Here is a 19,227-nt window from a genome sequence, read left to right as displayed (position 1 = left end):
CGCATGCGGTAGCGTCTCATGCCCTGCAGGATGAATCTGTAACATCCGACAAGCTGGGGGAAGAGAGCGTAACGTCTAGCAAGCTGTCAGCCCATTCGGTACAGCCTTGGCACATTACGGACGAAGCTGTGCAAGAAAACCATGTGGCAGAAGAGGCTATCCAGTCCATCCATTTGGCCCCGGAAGCCGTTACCTCCGTCCATTTGCAATCTGCATCGGTTCAGACCAAACACCTGGCCCCGGATAGTGTCTCTGGCTATGCGCTTCAATCAGAAAGTGTCACCTCTGAGAAGCTAGCTGCTCGGGCCGTGCAAGCTGCTAACCTGGCGGAAAACAGCGTCGAACCCGGACATCTGTCTGTGCATGTCGTGCATAGCCGTCATTTGGCAGCGGGCGCGGTACAGGAAACCGCATTGGCGGAGGGCGCTGTAAAGTCTGTCCACCTTGCGCCGGAATCCATTCAATCAGAGCACTTGCAAAGTGGAGTCATTCAGGGAGAGCATATTGCCCCGCATGCGGTAGCGTCTCATGCCCTGCAGGATGAATCTGTCACGTCCGACAAGCTGGGGGAAGAGAGCGTGACGTCTAGCAAGCTGTCAGCCCATTCGGTACAGCCTTGGCACATTACGGACGAAGCTGTGCAAGAAAGCCATGTGGCAGAAGAGGCTATCCAGTCCATCCATTTGGCCCCGGAAGCCGTTACCTCCGCCCATTTGCAATCTGCATCGGTTCAGACCAAACACCTGGCTCCGGATAGTGTCTCTGGCCATGCGCTTCAATCAGAAAGTGTCACCTCTGAGAAGCTAGCCGCTCGGGCCGTGCAAGCTGCTAACCTGGCGGAAAACAGCGTCGAACCCGGACATCTGTCTGTGCATGTCGTGCATAGCCGTCATTTGGCAGCGGGCGCGGTACAGGAAACCGCATTGGCGGAGGGCGCTGTAAAGTCTGTCCACCTTGCGCCGGAATCCATTCAATCAGAGCACTTGCAAAGTGGAGTCATTCAGGGAGAGCATATTGCCCCGCATGCGGTAGCGTCTCATGCTCTGCAAGATGAGTCTGTCACGTCCGACAAGCTGGGGGAAGAGAGCGTGACGTCCAGCAAGCTGTCGGCCCATTCGGTACAATCTGGGCATATTATGAATGAAGCTATACAAAGCAATCACCTGGCAGTGGCGGCTGTGGATTCGGCACACTTGGCAGCCGGAGCCGTTACCTCCGTTCATCTGGAGGCTTCTTCGGTGCTTGCGAGACATCTGGCTCCAGACAGTGTATCCGGTCGTGCGCTTCAATCGGAGAGTATCACTTCCGAAAAACTGGCGACACACGCGGTGCAAGCGACGAATCTGGCGGAAGGCAGCGTCGGCCCTTCACATTTGTCTGCACAGTCCGTACACACCCGCCATTTGGCAGCAGGCGCGGTACAGGACAGAGCGCTGGCAGAAGGGGCCGTGAAGTCTGTGCATATTGCAGCGGAATCCGTTCAGCCGCACCATCTGCAAAGCGGGACCATTCAAGAAGAGCATATTGCCCCGCATGCGGTAGCGTCTCATGCTCTGCAAGATGAGTCTGTCACGTCCGACAAGCTGGGGGAAGAGAGCGTGACGTCCAGCAAGCTGTCGGCCCACTCGGTACAATCTGGGCATATTATGAATGAAGCTATACAAAGCAATCACCTGGCAGTGGCAGCTGTGGATTCGGCACACTTGGCAGCCGGAGCCGTTACTTCCGTTCATCTGGAGGCTTCCTCGGTGTTTGCGAAGCATCTGGCCCCGGACAGTGTATCCGGTCTTGCGCTCCAGGCGGAGAGCATCACATCGGAAAAACTGGCGGCATACGCGGTGCAAGCGACGAATCTGGCGGAAAACAGCGTCGGCCCTTCACATTTGTCTGCGCAGTCCGTACACACCCGCCATTTGGCAGCAGGCGCGGTACAGGACAGAGCGCTGGCAGAAGGGGCCGTGAAGTCTGTGCATATTGCAGCGGAATCCGTTCAGCCGCACCATCTGCAAAGCGGGACCATTCAAGAAGAGCATATTGCCCCGCATGCGGTAGCGTCTCATGCCCTGCAGGATGAATCTGTCACGTCCGACAAGCTGGGGGAAGAGAGCGTGACGTCTAGCAAGCTGTCAGCCCATTCGGTACAGCCTTGGCACATTACGGACGAAGCTGTGCAAGAAAACCATGTGGCAGAAGAGGCTATCCAGTCCATCCATTTGGCACCGGAAGCCGTCACCTCCGTCCATTTGCAGGCTTCGGCAGTGATGACCCGGCATATTGCGCCAGGAAGTGTATCCGTTCACGCGCTTCAGGCTGGGAGTGTCAATGCTGAGAAGCTTGCACTTCGGGCGGTGCGTGCATCGAATTTGGCAGAAGCCAGCGTAAGCTCTGTCCATCTGACCGAGCAGGCGGTACAGACCCGGCATCTGGCTGACGCATCGGTACAGGAATCAGCGCTGGCCGAGGGGGCGGTGCAATCTAGACATATCGCACCGGAGTCCGTTCAGTCGGGGCATCTGCAAGCAGGGGCAATTCAGCCGCAGCATGTAGGCTGGCAGGCGGTGTCGGAGGATGCCTTGCAAGAAGGAGCGATTACGACCAGCAAGATCGCGAATGGAGCGATCCAATCCCGGCATGTGGCTGAGGAGTCCATTGACGGCTGGCACATTGTGGAGGAGGCCATTGATACGCATCACCTGAAGCCGGGAGCGGTGACACTGGCCCAGCTATCTACAGATATTCACCTCTCGGGGCTTTTGCCGGAGGAAGGGATCAGTGGCGACAGACTTCAGGCCGACAGCGTATCTCGCAGCCATCTGAAAGCTCGGGCCGTCGATAGCGAGGTTCTAAGTTTGGATGCTGTAGGATCAGAGCATTTACAGGACACGGCGGTACAAAGCCGTCACTTGGGCGAAGGGAGTATCGAAGGCCGTCATCTGGCGGAAGGCTCTGTAGGTTCGCGTGAACTGGAACGGAGTGCAGTAAAGCCGGAGCATCTGAGCATCACTCCTGTCCGTACTTGTGCGAGCCAGCCCGTATTGCAGCAGTTCGGCAGAGCGCCGTTTCTTTTGAAGGGCAGTGAAGGCGAAACGGAGGTTACGATTGTATTCAGTGAGCCTTTTGCGAACCCGGACTACACACTTGTAGCTATGACCAACCATCCTCTTTTTCATGCGACATTAAAATCGCAGACGGCCAGTGGAGCGGTGATCGTTGTAACCAAGTGGAACGAAACCTCGCATAACTACGGCATCGTTTCCTGGATTGCCATCGGTTAGGGAAGAACGTTTTGTGTATCGTTCAGCATGCAGTTCAGGTATTTTTAGACACAGAGCTGCATGTTTTTTTTCATATACTTTTCACACATTTACTCCACAATTATCCCGAAATCTCCTGATAAGCTTAAGATACTTTAAAGGAGAGGTGATTCAATCATGAAAAAATGGACTAAAAATGCAGCAGCCGTATTGACCGTAGTAAGCGTACTGGGAGGAGCTAGCAGCGCATTCGCCGCTACAGCACCAACGACTCCAGCCACAACTGCACCAGCTACTAAAGCTCCTGTAGCTACAGCACCAACTGCCAAAACACCAGCCAAAGCGCCTGTAACGAAAAAACCTGTGGTGAAAGCACCCGTTAAAAAAGCTGTGACAGCTCATAAAGCAACTACAGAAGCGAAGAAAGCTCCTGCCAAAAAAGCAGTTGCCAAAAAAGCGGCAAGCCACAAAGTAAAAACCGTGAAAGCGAAACACCGCACAGTTAAGCATCATGCTATTAAACATAAAGCGAAAGCTCATAAAACTCGTGCGCACCATGCAGCAGCTAAAAAAGTGACTCACAAAACTCGTGCGCATCATGTAGTAGCTAAAAAAGTGGCTCACAAAGCTCCGATTAAAAAAGCAGCACCTGTAAAAACTGCTCCAAAAACAGCCGTGAAAACTGCTCCAAAAGCAGCGGCTAAACAGTAACAACCAAGAAATAAGGCTGGAGTGCGGTCAGTTTTCAGCTCGCCTGGCATATACAGCAGCAATTGATGATAAGAAAAGACGGGACCGGGAACGGTACCCGTCTTTTGTCTATTTTGCGGGACTTCTGTTAAGCTTATAAAGAGGATGGAACATCCAGAACAACGGCAAGGGGTTAAAGCCATGACAAAAATAGTAGTAGTGGACGACGACGTATTCATTTTGCAATTAATATCTGAATATTTAAAAAAGGAATCTTATGAGGTCACTTCCTTCTCCAGCGGCAAAACTCTGATAGAGCATGTTCGTACTGACCGGCCGGACTGCCTCGTTCTTGATATCATGATGCCCGGGATCGATGGACTTTCCCTGCTGACCCAACTGCGTGAATTTACGGAAATGCCGATTATTATGATTTCCGCGCGTGGTGAAGAAAGTGACCGTATACACGGGCTGGAGCTGGGATGCAGCGATTTTTTGACCAAACCCTTTAATCCGCGGGAGCTGGTGGGCAGAGTCAAAGCGATGCTGCGGCTGAGCAAGGCCGGAACATCGGCATCGGACAACAAGAAAGTAGTAGAAGACGGAGAAGTATGCCGTGCGGGCAATCTGAGTATTTTTGCGGATTATCGCAAGGTCACGGTGGACGGACGAGAATTAAATTTGACCTCGCGTGAGTTTGATCTGCTGCTGTTTCTGTCGAATCATTTGGAAAGGCCTTTTGGCAGGGAGCATCTGATTCAGCAGGTGTGGAGCTATGATTTCATAGGTGATGTACGGGTCGTGGACGATCTGGTCAAACGGATTCGTAAAAAGCTGGTGGAATACCATTCTACACTCGTTATTAATACCGTATGGGGATTCGGTTATAAAGCAACGGTTCAGGAGAAGTAGCCATGCGTACGATGAGAGCTAAAATACTGCTGTCTCTGTCCATTGCGATGCTTATTACCGTCTGTATTACGGTGATTTTGTTCATCAGGCTTATTGACGACATTCTGGTAAACCAGGCGAAATCCAAGCTTCATGAGCAGGCGCGCAAGGCCGTGCATATTATGAGCGACGGAGGCTTTGACCGGCTGGATAATGCAGAATTGAACTATGTTATTAAAGGCATGCTTTTGTCTGCCGACTACTTTATTATAGATACAAATAACCGCATCATCGACTCCAGCGTCTCTGGAATGAAGGGCAAAAGGATCGAGAGCGTGCTGTTGATCCGCCAGGGATTTTTTGCATCCGTTCATCCGTCTGCTCATGATCTGGCTGCCGCGCGTGAAGGGGTTGCTGTGCTTCAAGGGAAGAAGATATTGTTTATCAATGAAGAATTGCCCGGACAACCTTTTCGAATTTTTGTATACTCGCCGTTGTCTTCTTTAAGAGCACTGTATGTGCCGCTTATGAGAACCACATTACTGTCCATCGTGGCGAGCTTTCTGGTGATTCTCGTCATTGGGCTGATGGTCGTTTCACGTCTGGTGCGCCCCCTCAAGCGATTGAAGGAAGCTGTAGGCAACTATGAGCCAGATCAACCGCACGATAGTGAGTTTCCACAGGCAGATCAGAGCGAAATCGGCGAGCTGATTGGTACCTTTCATTCCATGTCCGCCCGTATTCAGCGACATCATCACGATCAAATCGAATTTTTGCAAAATGTATCTCACGAGCTAAGGACACCGTTAATGTCTATTCAAGGCTACGTATATGCCATACAGGATCAAGTAGTATCGCAGGAGGAGGGGCTCAGCATTATTAATGTGCAGTCCCAGCGCTTAATTGATATGGTAGAAAAGCTGCTGCAGCTATCGAGGCTGGAGGGGGTGAATGAAGAATGGCCTGTCTCCCTGATTGATCTTCGAAGCATGGCTGAGGATGCTGTTCATTTGTTGATGCCGGTGGCTGCTGAACGCTCTGTTTCGCTTCGTATCATGGGGGAGGACCTGCATGTGGCCGCTCCGGGCGAGCAATTGTTCCGCATGATATTGAATTTGCTGCAAAACGCTGTTCGCCATACATCAACGGAAGTTGTCATCCACTTGGAGACGGGAACCACACCGGAGGTCGTATGGGTTATGCATGTGGATGATGACGGGGAAGGGCTGACCGAGCAGGAGGCCGCTGAGGTATTCAGAAGATTTTATGCGGGCTCGAACGGGGTCACGGGTCTGGGGCTGTCGATTTGCCGGCAAATTGCCTCCAGGCTGGGCGGTGAATTGGTCTGTACACGTTCGCCATTGGGTGGCGCGCGGTTCAGCTATATACAGCGTGTGTTATAAGAATAAACATTCCATAAATATCACAAAACATGTTAGGTTTTTAGGCCTATTTTAGATATTGCTTGACTGGCAGGTACTAAACTGAGTAAAATTATTCGTATATATCTTGACTCTTGAACGTCGTTTATTTAGATAGTGGTCAATAACAATCATGAATAAAAATGAGAGAGTGATGAGATGAACCACCTTTTGGAAGTGAAGGACTTAACGATATCTTTCAAAACCCGTCAGGGACTAGTGCAGGCTATTCGTGGCGTAAACTTTCATGTCAATAAAGGAGAGACGCTGGCCATTGTCGGCGAATCCGGCTCAGGCAAAAGTGTAACCTCACAGGCAGTGATAAAGCTGATTCCGACCCCTCCTGGTATTTATCAAAAGGGTCAGATTTTGTTTGACGGTGAAGAGCTGATTAACAAGACGGAAAAGCAGATGCAAAAAATTCGCGGTAAGGAAATTGGTCTGATTTCCCAGGACCCAATGACCTCGCTTAATCCGACGATGAAAGTCGGCAAACAGATCACGGAAGTGCTTTTCAAGCATGAAAAAATCACCAAGGAAGCAGCCCGCACGCGCGGCATTGAGCTGCTTAAGCTGGTAGGCATTCCGCATCCTGAGCAGCGTTATAACCAATATCCGCATGAATTCAGTGGCGGTATGCGTCAACGTGTCGTGATTGCGATGGCACTGGCTGCTAATCCCAAACTTCTGATCGCCGATGAGCCGACGACTGCGCTGGACGTAACGATTCAAGCTCAAATTCTGGAACTGATGAAGGATCTGCAGAAGAAGATCGACACTTCCATCATCTTTATTACCCATGACCTCGGCGTTGTAGCAAAAATGGCAGATCGCGTTGCTGTTATGTATGCCGGACAAATTGTGGAAACGGGCACGGTTAATGAAATTTTCTATAACCCGAAACATCCATATACTTGGGGACTTCTCGCTTCCATGCCTAGTTTGGACAGCCATGGTCAGAAGCTGGCAGCCATTCCGGGAACCCCTCCGGATCTGCTGCATCCCCCAGTAGGGGACGCTTTTGCAGCCCGCAGTGCTTATGCCATGAAGATTGATTTTGAGAAAGAGCCTCCACTCTTTCAAGTATCCGATACACACTTTGTGAAATCATGGCTGCTGCATCCGGATGCACCTGCGGTTGAGCCGCCAGAAGCGGTAAAGGCCAAGCTTCGCAAGCTAGATAATGTATTTGAAAAGCCGGTTTTGGTGGAACAATACGGTGTTTGATGAGTGGCGTTTAAATAAATAAAAAGGGCTGTTCTCTCCGTGGAATGATCTACGAGGGGAACACCCTTTTTTTGCTGTATAGCCGCAGATTGCGAGAACCCTGTGATTGCTCGTCTGCTAGCGAAGCTGTGTTTACAGTTTACCGGAACCGGCCTGAGAAGTGACTTCGGCTTTCACGCTGGCGGATGGAGAAATCTTGTCGTACAGCGATGGTTTCCAGCCTACAGAAGAACTAAGACCCGCACTGGAGCCAGCATTTACGGCTTGTCCATTCAGGAGTGTGCCAGTGTCTGACAGAGCTTTTCCGCCCAAGGCAGCTACGATTTCAGATGCAGATAAACCAGCAACGTCAATGACATTGTTTTCGGCAAAGATTTTGGAGGATTTGCCTGCACCCCATACATACAGCACAGGATATTCCGAGCGTTTGACATCACCTGTGTAGTAATTGTTGTACACATGGACTTGTCCATAGCGTACGCGTGGTGTGCGTTGTATTGTATTTTCATAATAATTGTGATGCATGGTTACACGCAAAGTCCCTTCATCGGCTTTTTTGCTGTCGCTGTTGCCAATAAGTGTGGTTTTATCATGGTTGCTAAAGTGGTTGTAAGAAGCAGTCACCAGATCAGCTTGGTTAACCATATCGAGAGCCCCATCATGATGCTGGTAATCCCGACCGAAAAAGGTGCCGTTTTGGCTATCCGGGTGAGATCCATCATTGAAGGAATTGTGGTCTATCCATACATGAGTGGCGCCGCTAATTGTAATGTTGTCATATTCTGAATTCCAGTTGCCTGTACTGCCGTCGGTTGGGTCCCACTGTGGGAAATAATCGTAGGCATCCTGAAATTCAATATTGCGGATAATAACGTTGTCCGTCCCTTTTTTCAGTTGAAAATTTGCACCGTTGATGACGGCATTGCTACCGAGACCAACAATCGTTGTATTGGATGGAATTTGAATCACGACACGACTGGCCTGATTTTTTTGTGAAGCTTCACGCGCCTGTTCCAATGTGCCGGAAGGAGGCTTTTTCCCCCATGTGGACGGGTCATATGCTTTGAGATACGCGTCAAAATCATATTTAGGGTCCTTATAATCATTCAATCCGAGCGGCTTGTTATTGTCATCGACATTGGCATTGATTGTGCCTTTGACATAAATGATTTTAGGTGTAGTATTGCTGCTTTTGCCCAAAGCATCTACCAATTGTTGGCGATTCGTTACCGTGAAAATATTAGAAGAGGAGGCTGCGGCCCCGCCTGTTGTGCCTGTAGAAAAGGCTGCCCAACCGTCTTTGCTGCCAAGCGTTTCTTTACCAATATCGCTGGCTGCATGGGCAGGTGCACCAAGAGGAGTCAGAGTAGTGAACAGCAAGGCTGCTGCGATTCCGAGTGAAAATCTCTTTTTCATAAATTACCTCCGTGTATGAGATGGATGGCGTAGACATACGAAGCGAGTCCCGGGTGCTCCTGTGGTTTCTACATTTTCTATCATACTTCGCGTTCCAGTATTTGTTAATATAATAAAAGTTACATCATAAAATTTATGATGAATTTATATATAATACAGCGACGCCTACTTTTTTCCAGTAATAATCGAAAATGATATAATAAAAGTGCTGGCAATAGCACAAAACGGGAATAAATTATGGGATATGTACAGCACTTTTTTGTAGAAAGATACTGGAAAAAAAGAGAAATACATGTTATGATCCAAAATGTAAGTGCTTTCAAAATTTAGAGTCTCATCCAATAATTCAAAAGGAGAGAAAAACATGTTAAGAAAACGATCATTTTATTACAAGTTCTGGTTAACTGCTTTGGCAGTCCTGCTGTTTGTACCTGCTATGATGGCTTCGGCAGCATCCTCTTCCACCCCATCAGACAAAATTAATTTTGCCAATAATAAGTACTATTTATTTAATAATGTATGGGGCCAAGGGCAGGTTCAAGGGTGGACACAAAGCATTTTCCATAACAATGACAAAAATATGGGCTGGAGCTGGAATTGGCCGAGCAACACCTCATCCGTCAAAGGCTATCCTTCCATTGTCAGTGGATGGCATTGGACCGCGGGTTATACGCCAGGCAGCGGATTACCTGTACGCCTATGGGATAATAAAAATATTAACACCAGTGTGAACTATTCCATTAAGGCTAACGGGACATACAATGCTGCTTATGATGTGTGGTTCCATGAAACAGACAAAGCGAGTTCGGACTCGGCTCCAACCGATGAGCTAATGATATGGCTGGATAATACGAAAGCCGGTCCGGCTGGAAGTTATGTGGAGACGGTTTCGCTTGCAGGAAGCGACTGGGATTTGTACAAAGGCTGGATCGATGCGGGGAACGGCAAGGGCTGGAATGTCTTCTCCTTTGTGAGAAAAAAGAACACGAACAGTGCATCGTTTAATATCAAAAATTTTACAGACTACATCATTTATACGAAAAAATGGATGAGTAATGCCAAATTTATGAGTAGCGTGGAGTTTGGCACTGAAATTTTCGGTGGCAGCGGCTCTATGAATATCAGTAAATGGAATGTGAATGTTCAATAAAGGAATGCCTTTAATATCGTTCCGAGCATTCAGGATTCTCCCGGGTTTCCAGTTGCGCTCTTTTGCTATTTTGCCTTAATCATGCGGTACCGGAGCGCTTGAATACGATTATACAATGATAGTGTGCATAAAGGACCGATTCCGATATTTTATATCTGAATCGGTCCTTTTTAACTCATTCGGGCGGGGGCGTACAGCGTTATGGAGTGCTTATTCAGATCGAACCTAAACGGTGAAATATCTTAACTGGTAATCGTAATGGTAGGAGCAGAGATGGTAGGCTGCGTTGTGATCGTGGAAGCTGTACCACTAAAATGAGATATTTCAACAATAACCGGAACACCTACTGAAATATCAGTCGAGCTAATGACCAGGCTTGCTGAGCTTAAGGTGAATAGGGAGCTTTGCTGAACAAGTCCGTTAACGTAATAACTAGAAGTATCAGTAGCCGCTAATGTTGGCAGAGTAGTAACGGCATTATTGGAGTCATCTACAAAGCTTGCAGCAGGAATGGTTGTATTCGTTGCTCCGATCATCCGGCTGTAATTGTTGAGAAAAAGCGAGTTGAGGTTGGGCTTATGGTGGTGGTAATAGCACCGCCCGATGCAACAGGGGCTGTAGCTGTTACTGTAAACACAGGCTTTACGATTGGCATGGTTTTTACCTCCTTTCTTTTCAGCATGAGCCATGCGTCGGCTCTTAATTAATAAATGATTTTTTGCTCTATTCGGAAACGGCACATGAACCTATCTATTATTAAAAGGGTGAGCGAGGAAAGCACAATTTTGCTATAAATATGGCTGGAAGCGAATCCCTGGAATCGGAGTGTTGCAAATGCCTAAAACCCTAATGGGGAATGTGCATACAATACATAAGCAGGAGTAAAGGAGGTGTAGGCGGCTGGTTATGAGGCGACGCGTTTTATCATTAAGGAGGCATAGAAAGCGGAGCATCCATTGTATGTGTCGTACGAAATGTAAAACAAGGCACCCGTCCAGAAGAAGGAAAACGGGGTTCCGTGTCCAAAAGTATCTAATCCTAAACATACAACGACGATATTGCCATACGCCTGGAAAGCATCTGAAGAAAAGGAGTTTGGCAGTTAAGCGATGGACCAAAAAGATATCAGGAAAACAATGCCAAACCTGCCTGGCAGGAGTCCGATGTATTTTAGGCATAACCGGAGCGCAGGGCCTACCAGGCCCAGCAGGGGTGCAGGGAGCCCAAGGAATACCAGGTCTAGCAGGCTTACAGGGGGCCCAGGGAATACCGGGTCCAATGGGCTAGGGGGCACAGGGGGTGCCCGGTCCTGCAGGATTGCAGGGTATACCAGGCTCAACAGGCTTACGAGGTCCCACCGGAGCGCAGGGCATAACCGGCCCGACAGGACCCCAAGGTGTAACAGGTCCTTCAGGCCCGGCACCTGACATTTCGGATATTGAAATTATACCCACGTCGGAGCGGTATTTTTATACTGCACCCGATGATATTGAATCCTCAGTTACGATCAGGGCGGACCAGTTCTCGGCGGATGGTGTACACGAGGATTTCCAGCGGTTTTATGTCGGACCCAACAGCTATGCCAATCTGTATATTAACGGCATGATACAAGAAAGCACATTATACAGCCTGACACTTGCATCGCTGACGATTCACCTCAGTCAAGGGGAGTCTATTCTCTCCGGCACACCGATTATTGTGGAAATTGTTCAATTTAGTGTGCGACACAGTGCCTGACATCGTTGTTTTACGGCGCAGGCCCTCCAATGCGATCGGCTGCCAGTCTAGGCCAGAACGGATTGTGCAGCCCGCCCAACGGTCGTTTTAAAAGCAAGGTATGAATGGCTTGTGCGTCCTTTCGTAGTAGGGAACAAATCTGCCTACATATGAATTGCAATTTGGTTAGTCATCACTTACTATAAGCTTATGAACAAGAAAACCCATATAGATAGCAAGAAGAAGGATATTTTACAGGCTGCAATGCGCTTATTTGCAACCAACGGGGTTGACGGAATTTCTGTCAAACAAATCGGAGAGGCTGCTGGTGTGACAGATGCCGCGATATACAAGCATTTTAAGAGTAAAGATGCAATGGCAATGGAAGTATTCGGACAGTATTGCAGCAGCTACACCACATTAATTGACTTTTATCGCAAGCAGAGCGGAAGCTTTGTCAGTCGTTTTCATCAATTGGTAGATGAAGTAGTAGGAATGCATGATGAGGATCAGTGTGGTCTGCTTTTACTGTCGCAGCATCATGAGCTGTATATTCAGGCAAGTCAAAGCCAGAATGTACGTCAGCCGCTGGAGGCGTTAACGGAATTCATTGAGCAGGGGATCGAGCACGGAGAATTGCCCGAGCAGGATGCACGGCTATCCGGTGTGCTCATCATTGGAGCCATTACACGCTTGTCCGTGTCCAGTCTGGAAGGTGAGCTTCCGCAGGAACTGACTCCATTTGCAGCCGAGGTGAAGCAACGTTTAACCGCTTTATTAAGTAAAGGTCAATAGGCCTTTTCTTTTAAAATGAAAGGTTAGTATTTTCTAACTAAAATCATATAATGAGGGTGGGAAGTGGCTTGTATGTCTAAAAGAATATTGGTTATCCAAGGAAATCCGGTTGTCGGCAGTTATGGAGAAGCGCTCGCTCAATCCTACGTAAAAGGAGCGGAGGCTGCGGGGGCTGAGGTGCGATTGCTGCAGCTGTCCGCGCTGGGTTTTAATCCGAATCTATCAGGTGGATATCGTGATAAATTGCCGCTGGAGCCCGACCTGATTCAAGCTCAGGAATGGATTAAATGGGCAGAGCATCTTGTTTTCATTTTTCCGATCTGGTGGGGCAGCCTGCCTGCCTTAATGAAAGGTTTCATTGACCGTGTTTTTATGCCGGGCTTTGCGTTTAAATATCAAACAGGCAAACCTCTGCCGGATCAGCTCTTAAAAGGCAGAACGGCCCATCTCCTATCAACGATGGATGGACCGCACTGGTATTACCGATTTTTTCAGGGACAGCCAGGGCATCGCATGATGAAGGATTCCACGCTCCGTCTATGCGGTATCAAGACCGTGCGTTCTACCGCCATTGATCTCATGAATAAGAAGACGGAGCAACAGCGCAATGATTGGCTGAGCAAGGTGGAGCAGTTGGGGCGATGCATGAACTGAATTTAATAGAGGACAAAATGAAACTAGTCATTTAGGGGTTATCTTTGATGCTCCTACAATTGGATGTGGTAAAACGAGGCTGTGGGGTGATTATAAAGAACCCTCTCAAGAAAGAGGCACTTGTTCATTATTGGTTGATGATGAGGGAATTGAATAGCCCTTACGTTTAGGAAATAGACCACAATAGGGCGGCTCGCTCGCATTGTGGTCTTTTATACAGATTATTCATCGAAAAATCAGGTAACGTGTCTTTATATTATCTTTGCAGGTACACCTTGATCAAGAAATAGCTCATGATTTGCAATCCATGTTATGTAAATATCGTTGCAACTGTTAAAATAAATCCTAATACTAGACCGACAGGGCCCCAATAATGCATCGGGATGAAAAACAGGCTGTGCTCGGTTCCCATTCGATAGTGTTCCCCCGTCTCCATATCTACCAGCACTTTGCCTGATTTGGCGTTGAGCGCTTTCCCCAGATGCCAGATAATAACTCCCGATACAATGAACACAAAAGCCAGTGGCAGTCGGGAATCTATTGAGTTAAGCCCTAGAGAGGATAATATAGCACTGACAACAATGAATATAACCCCTGGAATAACGATATTCAAAATACCAAAACCCTTCCAAATAATCACATACAAACTTCCTTTCTGGCTATGTTTACGTTCATGGTGAGTCCCTTCTTCAAAGATTGGAGTATATATTATTATTTCTAAATCCAACATATGTATTTATCGGTTAAAAGAGAGATTTAGTTTACAGAATGGCCCATTCGTTGTGGGTATTTTCAATGTGTAAAGCTGGGCTACTCCAAAAAAAGCCGCTTCTCCACATCTTCTTAGGCTCAGCAAGATCTGAGCTAGAAAGTGAAAAAGCGGTTTTTTTAACTAGCAAAAAAGCATAAGCGACCTAGAGGAACGATAGATTTATTCAGCGGCAGCTTTCGCTTGTCCTGTTACGAACGTAACAGGCTTCATAATGCGGCTTAGCATATCCTGCTTAGGACGATTCCAGGTAACCCAGTCGTCCAGCAGCAGTCCACCCGTGTCACCACTATTCGGATTCAGGTCCCAGTACGTAAAGTACAAGTTGTTGGCGCCAATATAGTCTACGAGTGCATTTTGCCATTTACCCTCAGTAGAAGACAAATCAACATTACGGCCGCCGAATTCACCAACCAGCACCGGAGCTATGTTTTGCTTGCTGATGTAACCCCAGGTTTTATCCCAGATGGCCGGCAGATTGGACGGGAAGCTCGATTCGTTGAACCATGGCTGCGAAGACACACCAGGGCCGTAATCATGCGGAGAATATACAACGCGGTTCGGTACGTCCAGCACGACAGGGTACTTGGCTACACCAGTCAGGTTGCCGCCCCACCAGTATTGGCTATTGTTGCCTTGGACATTATGGTCCACACCTTCTACCAAAATCAACCAATTCGGATTTACGGACAGAATTGCATTCCCTGCGCGCTGTGCCGCAAGACGCCAGTCTGTGGAAATGTTGCCTGTACCCCAGCTTGCCTGGCCGTGTGGCTCGTTGTGCAAATCTGCACCGATGACGGTAGGGTTGTCTTTATAACGTTTGGCCAACATTTTCCAGTCGCTGATCCAACGGGATTCCGGGTACTTGGATGTGTACCACAGCTCGGATTGCCCGCCGGAGTCTGGACGGTGGCGGTCAAGGATAACCTGAATACCGCGTTTTCCGGCTTTTTCGATCAGCTTGTCCATAATTTGAACCGGAGTTAATCCAACCAGATCAGGATTTTTGTTATAATCAATACTGTCTGGGCGGGAATTGGAATCGAACAACTGATTACTGTATGGCAGACGGATCAGATTGTAGCCTTCTTTCTTTACCTGGTCCAGCACGTCGTCCATCGAACGGCTCCACAGTCCATGCAGAGTGTAATTCGGAGTTTCCAGACCAAACCAGTTCAAGCCATTAAATACTGCCTCCTTCCCGGACTCGTCCACAATTTTGTTTCCCTGGGTGTGATAATATCCTTTCACACTGGCTGCATCTGCCGAAACAGAGGTGTAGCCATACAAGGTGAAGCCCATTACGAGAGAGGCAATAACGAGAAATGGCTTCTTCATGCTTTTTCTTTTCATGATTTTTGCTTCCTCCTTTATTAAAATATATTTATAACAGATTACAATTTCATTTTATGTTCAAATATTCCATTAAACAAGTTCATAAAATTCATAATATTCATATAAAAAGGAAGGACGGTTTATGGACCGTCCCTTGGTTATCTTTCGTATCTTTAGCCTAACGAGGTGATTTTTTTGGCAATTATTTTGGTCATGGCATGCTTATGAGCAATACCTGATGAGTTACAGTCGAAAATAACTTCCGAGCTATCTTGAATGAACCAGTCGTGATAATGTGTAAGCAGCTCGCCAGAATACCAGTTATGAGCGTTAGTCTCTTTTTCGGGCGGTGGCGCAATAAACGGCTTATGTACAAACACATTCAAGACATGCAAGCCGTTTTGTTTTGTATACTGCTTATAGTTATCCAATATTTCTTTGCGAAAGTCCGGTTTTATGTAGTGTAGAACACCACTTGAAAAGATAATATCAAAATGCGTATCCAGACGGTAATCTAAAATGTCTGCCTTAAACACGTCAACATGAACTCCGATTTTTTCAGCAAGTCTTTTGGTTTTTTCCACACCTGCGTCTGAAACATCAAATGCAGCCACATTATATCCGTTTCTAGCAAAAAACACGGCATCTTTTCCCTCGCCACAGCCAATATCCAGCAATTTCAAGTGTGTATTGGGCGGCATCCATTGTAAAACCTGATAGCAAACTTTATTAGGTTCAGTCCCCCAGTAATACTCGGGTGTTTTATATTCTTCCTCATAAATGGTAATCGGTTTGTCCTGTGATACATATCCGAGCAGTTTGTCGATGCTTACCTCCAGGGTTCTTGATAACTGGGGGAGTAACGAAATATCAGGCATGGTCTGAGCATTTTCCCACTTGGATACTGCTTGAAATGAGAGCCCAAGTATTTGTGCGAGCTCTTCTTGTGTAAGTCCTCTTTCTTTACGATATATGCTTATATTTCTGGCTAATTTCTCTCTCATACATATTCACGCTCCTTCATATAATCCAATTTTATTGGAGCTCGTTGGCAGGAACAATAACTTCATATTTGATTTTTTAAAATATTCAACCACCAGTTGAGAAGCCGTAAAGGGAATGATGCGATAGAATGGAGAAATGGAGAGCGTTATCATTACTCATTTTACCGTGATAAACCAGGAGGAGAGGGCATATGCGTTCGAGATTTCAACCATTTAACACGCTGCGTAATCAGATTTTTATCGGATTTATACTGGTGATGCTCATGATGATGAGTGTGGCGGGGATGTTCATTTACCTGAATGTTTCTCACCTGTTGAAAAACAGTGCCGAGCGTCATATTGGTCAGACCGCGGTCCAAGCAAGCGGGAGGCTGGATGCATTAATCGGCCAGATGGACAGCCTGACGGAGCAGGTGGCCAATCATCCGGCCGTTCAGCATATTTTGCTGGAAGAGCGCAACGGAGGGAAGGTGTCATTTCGGCAGCGCCAGTCCCTGCTGCAAGTGATGCACAGCTATCAAACTTATATGCCGAGTGTCGGATCGCTGGAGCTGTATACCACCAAAGGGGAGATGTTGTTTCCGATTAGGGAGGGCAGTCTGGAGGAGCGTATCGGACAAGCGGACATCCGGGAGGCGAATCAGATGAAAGGAAGATTAGTCTGGATCGGCATTGATCCCGAGGACCCCCGATCGCTGCTGGCGATTCGGCAGGTGAGCCTGGTGGACCGCTGGTTTTCACGCGGAGGATATCTGATTACCCGCATGGAGCGAAGCTATTTCGGGCTGAATGATGCAGCGGCGGTCCAGGAAGAGGCGGGTGAAACGATGCTGCTTGTAGATCGCCAGGGCCAGCTGCTGTCAGGTGAACCTGTGAACCAGACGGATTTGTCAGCTGTACTGCACAGCAAGACGCAGACGGTTCATATCGGAGAGCGGGAATATGTGAAGGCAGTGCAGCAATCGGAGCGGACCGGCTGGTCGCTGCTGATCCTGATTCCGGTTAGCGTCGTCACAGACGGAATTTCGGTTTTAAGGACAACACTGATCATCTCTGCGTCTCTGGGTGCGGTGTTATTCCTGCTTATGTCCTTTATGCTGTCGACGTTGATTACCAAACCGATAGACCATTTGATTCAGGCGATGCGCCGTTCACGGGAAGGGGCATTGGCCCTGAATCCGGAACCCGCCGCAGCGGCCGAGCTGCAGGAACTGAATGCAGAGTACAACTCGATGATCGTTGATATCAATGAATTGATTTGCGTCATTTGCGAGAAGGAGGTTTTGCAAAGCCAAACCGAGCTTAGAGCGCTGCAGGCGCAGATTAACCCGCATTTTCTCTTTAATACGCTGGATGCTTTCAATTGGTCGCTGCGGGAAAAGGGAGAGGAGGAGCTGGCCGGGCTGATGGTGTCGATGTCACGACTGTTTCGGTATATTATCGAACCGGCTCACCATGACTCGTGGGTGACACTGGGGGAAGAAATAGCACAAGTCCGCCGTTATCTGGAACTGATGAAGATGCGTCTCGGTGAACGTCTGAGCTGGCAAATCCATATGCTTCCAGGGGCAGCGCCAATTCCGCTTCCAAAGCTGCTCATCCAGCCCATTTTAGAGAACGCCATTTTGCACGGCGTCGAAAATCGCATGGGCAACGGACACGTTGAAATCCGTGTCACTCCTTCGGCAAGACCGGGGTGGATACAGATCGCCGTCATAGATGACGGGCCCGGAATGACACTGGAGGAACTTGCAGCTGTGCGTGCAGCACTAACGGGAGGATCGACCGTCCAGAGCAAGGGGACCGGTATGGGACTAGCGAATGTGCAGCGCAGGCTTGTCCTCTATTATAACCGCGCGTCTGATGCAACGGACGGCGACGGCTTAATGGTGCATAGTGTGGTGCAGGAAGGAACGGTGGTCGCTTTTGAAATTCCTGATGAATACGGAGGGCGGTAGGAATGAGTGTTTCATCCAAAACCATTGTAATTGTAGATGATGAGCAGCGAACACGTCAGGGAATACACCAGACACTGGAGCAATGGGCAGCCGGGAAATACCGGATTGTGACATCGGGTAATGGCTTGGAAGCCTTAAATACACTGCGGGCGGAGACCGTCCATCTGCTCATTACGGATGTCCGGTTGCCGGAATTCAGCGGACTGGATTTAATCCGCTCTCTCGAACGGGATTCACATCGGCCAGCGATCATTGTCATCTCGGGGTATGCCGAGTTTGATTATGTCCAGCAGGCTCTCCGTCTGGGAGCCGTCAATTATTTGCTCAAGCCGATTGATAAGCAGGAACTGCTGAATGCGGTAGACGAAGCGCTCCGGCTGGAAGCGGAATGGCAGCGGTACGAGAAGCTTGAAAAGCTGGCTGACCCTGTCCTGTTAGAGCTTGACCATCAAACCGCTACTCTTAGCGAACCGGTACGGCGTGCTTTCAACTATATGGCTGAGCATCTTCACGAACCCATTACGATGGCCCAGACTGCCGCGCATTCACACCTGAATGCAAGCTATTTCAGTGTTTTGTTCAAGCAGCAAAGCGGCTTGTCCTTCAGCGAATATCTGCACCGGCTGCGAATGCAACGGGCCAAGGAGCTTTTGCTGCATACCCAGCTTACAATTGCACAAATCGGAGAGCGTTCAGGCTACCGAACCGATAAATATTTTATCAAAGTGTTCAAAACAGCTGAGGGAATAAGTCCCAGCCGCTACAGGCAGCAGATGCGTAAAGGGCCGGGAATTATTAATTGACAGCATAGGCAGTTACAACACATTGCGGTACACAACCCAATAAAAGTAGAATTATACCCAATAAACGTACCCTGTTGGCGACAGGAAAGAAGTGCTAAACTTACGAATGATAACGGTTACAAAAAATACAATTACAACAAT

The 19,227-nt window shown here is 48.2% G+C and carries 15 protein-coding genes and 2 pseudogenes; 12 read left to right on the top strand and 5 right to left on the bottom strand.

Features of this window, described 5'->3' with window-relative positions:
* From JO375_RS04480 to JO375_RS04460, 5 genes are all read left to right on the top strand, one after another.
* The coding region (locus tag JO375_RS04480) for a WIAG-tail domain (RefSeq protein WP_229523328.1) at positions 1-3,275 on the top strand (3,275 nt) is incomplete at its 5' end.
* 156 nt (positions 3,276-3,431) lie between these two features.
* On the top strand, positions 3,432-3,965 hold the full coding sequence (locus JO375_RS04475; protein ID WP_229523327.1) for a hypothetical protein: 534 nt from the start codon (positions 3,432-3,434) through the stop codon (positions 3,963-3,965).
* Positions 3,966-4,145: 180 nt separating this feature from the next.
* On the top strand, positions 4,146-4,856 hold the full coding sequence (locus tag JO375_RS04470) for a response regulator transcription factor (RefSeq protein WP_229523326.1): 711 nt from the start codon (positions 4,146-4,148) through the stop codon (positions 4,854-4,856).
* A 2-nt stretch (positions 4,857-4,858) separates the two neighbouring features.
* Positions 4,859-6,238: a sensor histidine kinase gene (locus JO375_RS04465; protein WP_229523325.1), complete on the top strand. Its 1,380-nt coding sequence runs from the start codon at positions 4,859-4,861 to the stop codon at positions 6,236-6,238.
* A 177-nt stretch (positions 6,239-6,415) separates the two neighbouring features.
* Entirely contained in the window at positions 6,416-7,483 is a 1,068-nt protein-coding gene (locus JO375_RS04460; RefSeq protein WP_229523324.1) for an ABC transporter ATP-binding protein, read from the top strand.
* A 132-nt stretch (positions 7,484-7,615) separates the two neighbouring features.
* Here the strand turns inward: JO375_RS04460 and JO375_RS04455 are convergent, their stop codons facing one another.
* Positions 7,616-8,899: a pectate lyase family protein gene (locus JO375_RS04455; RefSeq protein ID WP_229523323.1), complete on the bottom strand. Its 1,284-nt coding sequence runs from the start codon at positions 8,897-8,899 to the stop codon at positions 7,616-7,618.
* A 364-nt stretch (positions 8,900-9,263) separates the two neighbouring features.
* On the opposite strand from JO375_RS04455, the gene JO375_RS04450 reads away from it, so the two are divergent.
* Positions 9,264-10,049, top strand: a complete 786-nt coding sequence (locus JO375_RS04450) for a GH12 family glycosyl hydrolase domain-containing protein (RefSeq protein ID WP_229523322.1) — start codon at positions 9,264-9,266, stop codon at positions 10,047-10,049.
* Between the two features lie 242 nt (positions 10,050-10,291).
* Here the strand turns inward: JO375_RS04450 and JO375_RS04445 are convergent.
* Positions 10,292-10,704, bottom strand: a pseudogene (locus tag JO375_RS04445) (DUF4183 domain-containing protein).
* A gap of 644 nt (positions 10,705-11,348) precedes the next feature.
* Here JO375_RS04445 and JO375_RS04440 point away from each other — a divergent pair.
* The 4 genes and pseudogenes from JO375_RS04440 to JO375_RS04425 all read left to right on the top strand — a co-directional run.
* Entirely contained in the window at positions 11,349-11,786 is a 438-nt protein-coding gene (locus JO375_RS04440) for a DUF4183 domain-containing protein (RefSeq protein ID WP_267497664.1), read from the top strand.
* 189 nt (positions 11,787-11,975) lie between these two features.
* Positions 11,976-12,560, top strand: a complete 585-nt coding sequence (locus JO375_RS04435) for a TetR/AcrR family transcriptional regulator (protein ID WP_229523321.1) — start codon at positions 11,976-11,978, stop codon at positions 12,558-12,560.
* A 72-nt stretch (positions 12,561-12,632) separates the two neighbouring features.
* Positions 12,633-13,214, top strand: coding sequence for an NAD(P)H-dependent oxidoreductase (locus JO375_RS04430; RefSeq protein WP_229523320.1), 582 nt, complete (start codon positions 12,633-12,635; stop codon positions 13,212-13,214).
* Positions 13,215-13,239: 25 nt separating this feature from the next.
* A pseudogene (locus JO375_RS04425) lies at positions 13,240-13,365 on the top strand (endonuclease V); the annotation flags it as partial.
* 159 nt (positions 13,366-13,524) lie between these two features.
* Here JO375_RS04425 and JO375_RS04420 read toward each other — a convergent pair.
* From JO375_RS04420 to JO375_RS04410, 3 genes are all read right to left on the bottom strand, one after another.
* Positions 13,525-13,854, bottom strand: coding sequence for a hypothetical protein (locus JO375_RS04420; RefSeq protein ID WP_229523319.1), 330 nt, complete (start codon positions 13,852-13,854; stop codon positions 13,525-13,527).
* Between the two features lie 291 nt (positions 13,855-14,145).
* Entirely contained in the window at positions 14,146-15,339 is a 1,194-nt protein-coding gene (locus JO375_RS04415; RefSeq protein ID WP_229523318.1) for a glycoside hydrolase family 5 protein, read from the bottom strand.
* Positions 15,340-15,494: 155 nt separating this feature from the next.
* A complete protein-coding gene (locus tag JO375_RS04410) occupies positions 15,495-16,325 on the bottom strand; it encodes a helix-turn-helix domain-containing protein (protein ID WP_229523317.1) in 831 nt (276 codons plus the stop codon).
* A gap of 191 nt (positions 16,326-16,516) precedes the next feature.
* On the opposite strand from JO375_RS04410, the gene JO375_RS04405 reads away from it, so the two are divergent.
* Together JO375_RS04405 and JO375_RS04400 are read left to right on the top strand one after the other, a co-directional pair.
* Positions 16,517-18,283, top strand: coding sequence for a cache domain-containing sensor histidine kinase (locus JO375_RS04405; protein WP_229523316.1), 1,767 nt, complete (start codon positions 16,517-16,519; stop codon positions 18,281-18,283).
* 2 nt (positions 18,284-18,285) lie between these two features.
* Positions 18,286-19,086, top strand: a complete 801-nt coding sequence (locus JO375_RS04400; RefSeq protein WP_229523315.1) for a response regulator — start codon at positions 18,286-18,288, stop codon at positions 19,084-19,086.
* Positions 19,087-19,227 lie beyond the last annotated feature (141 nt).

The sequence above is a fragment of the Paenibacillus farraposensis genome, from assembly GCF_020736845.1.
Classification (GTDB): Bacteria; Bacillota; Bacilli; order Paenibacillales; family Paenibacillaceae; genus Paenibacillus; species Paenibacillus farraposensis.
Note: the sequence above shows the minus strand (reverse complement) of the source record. Positions and strands in the feature narration are given on the sequence as shown.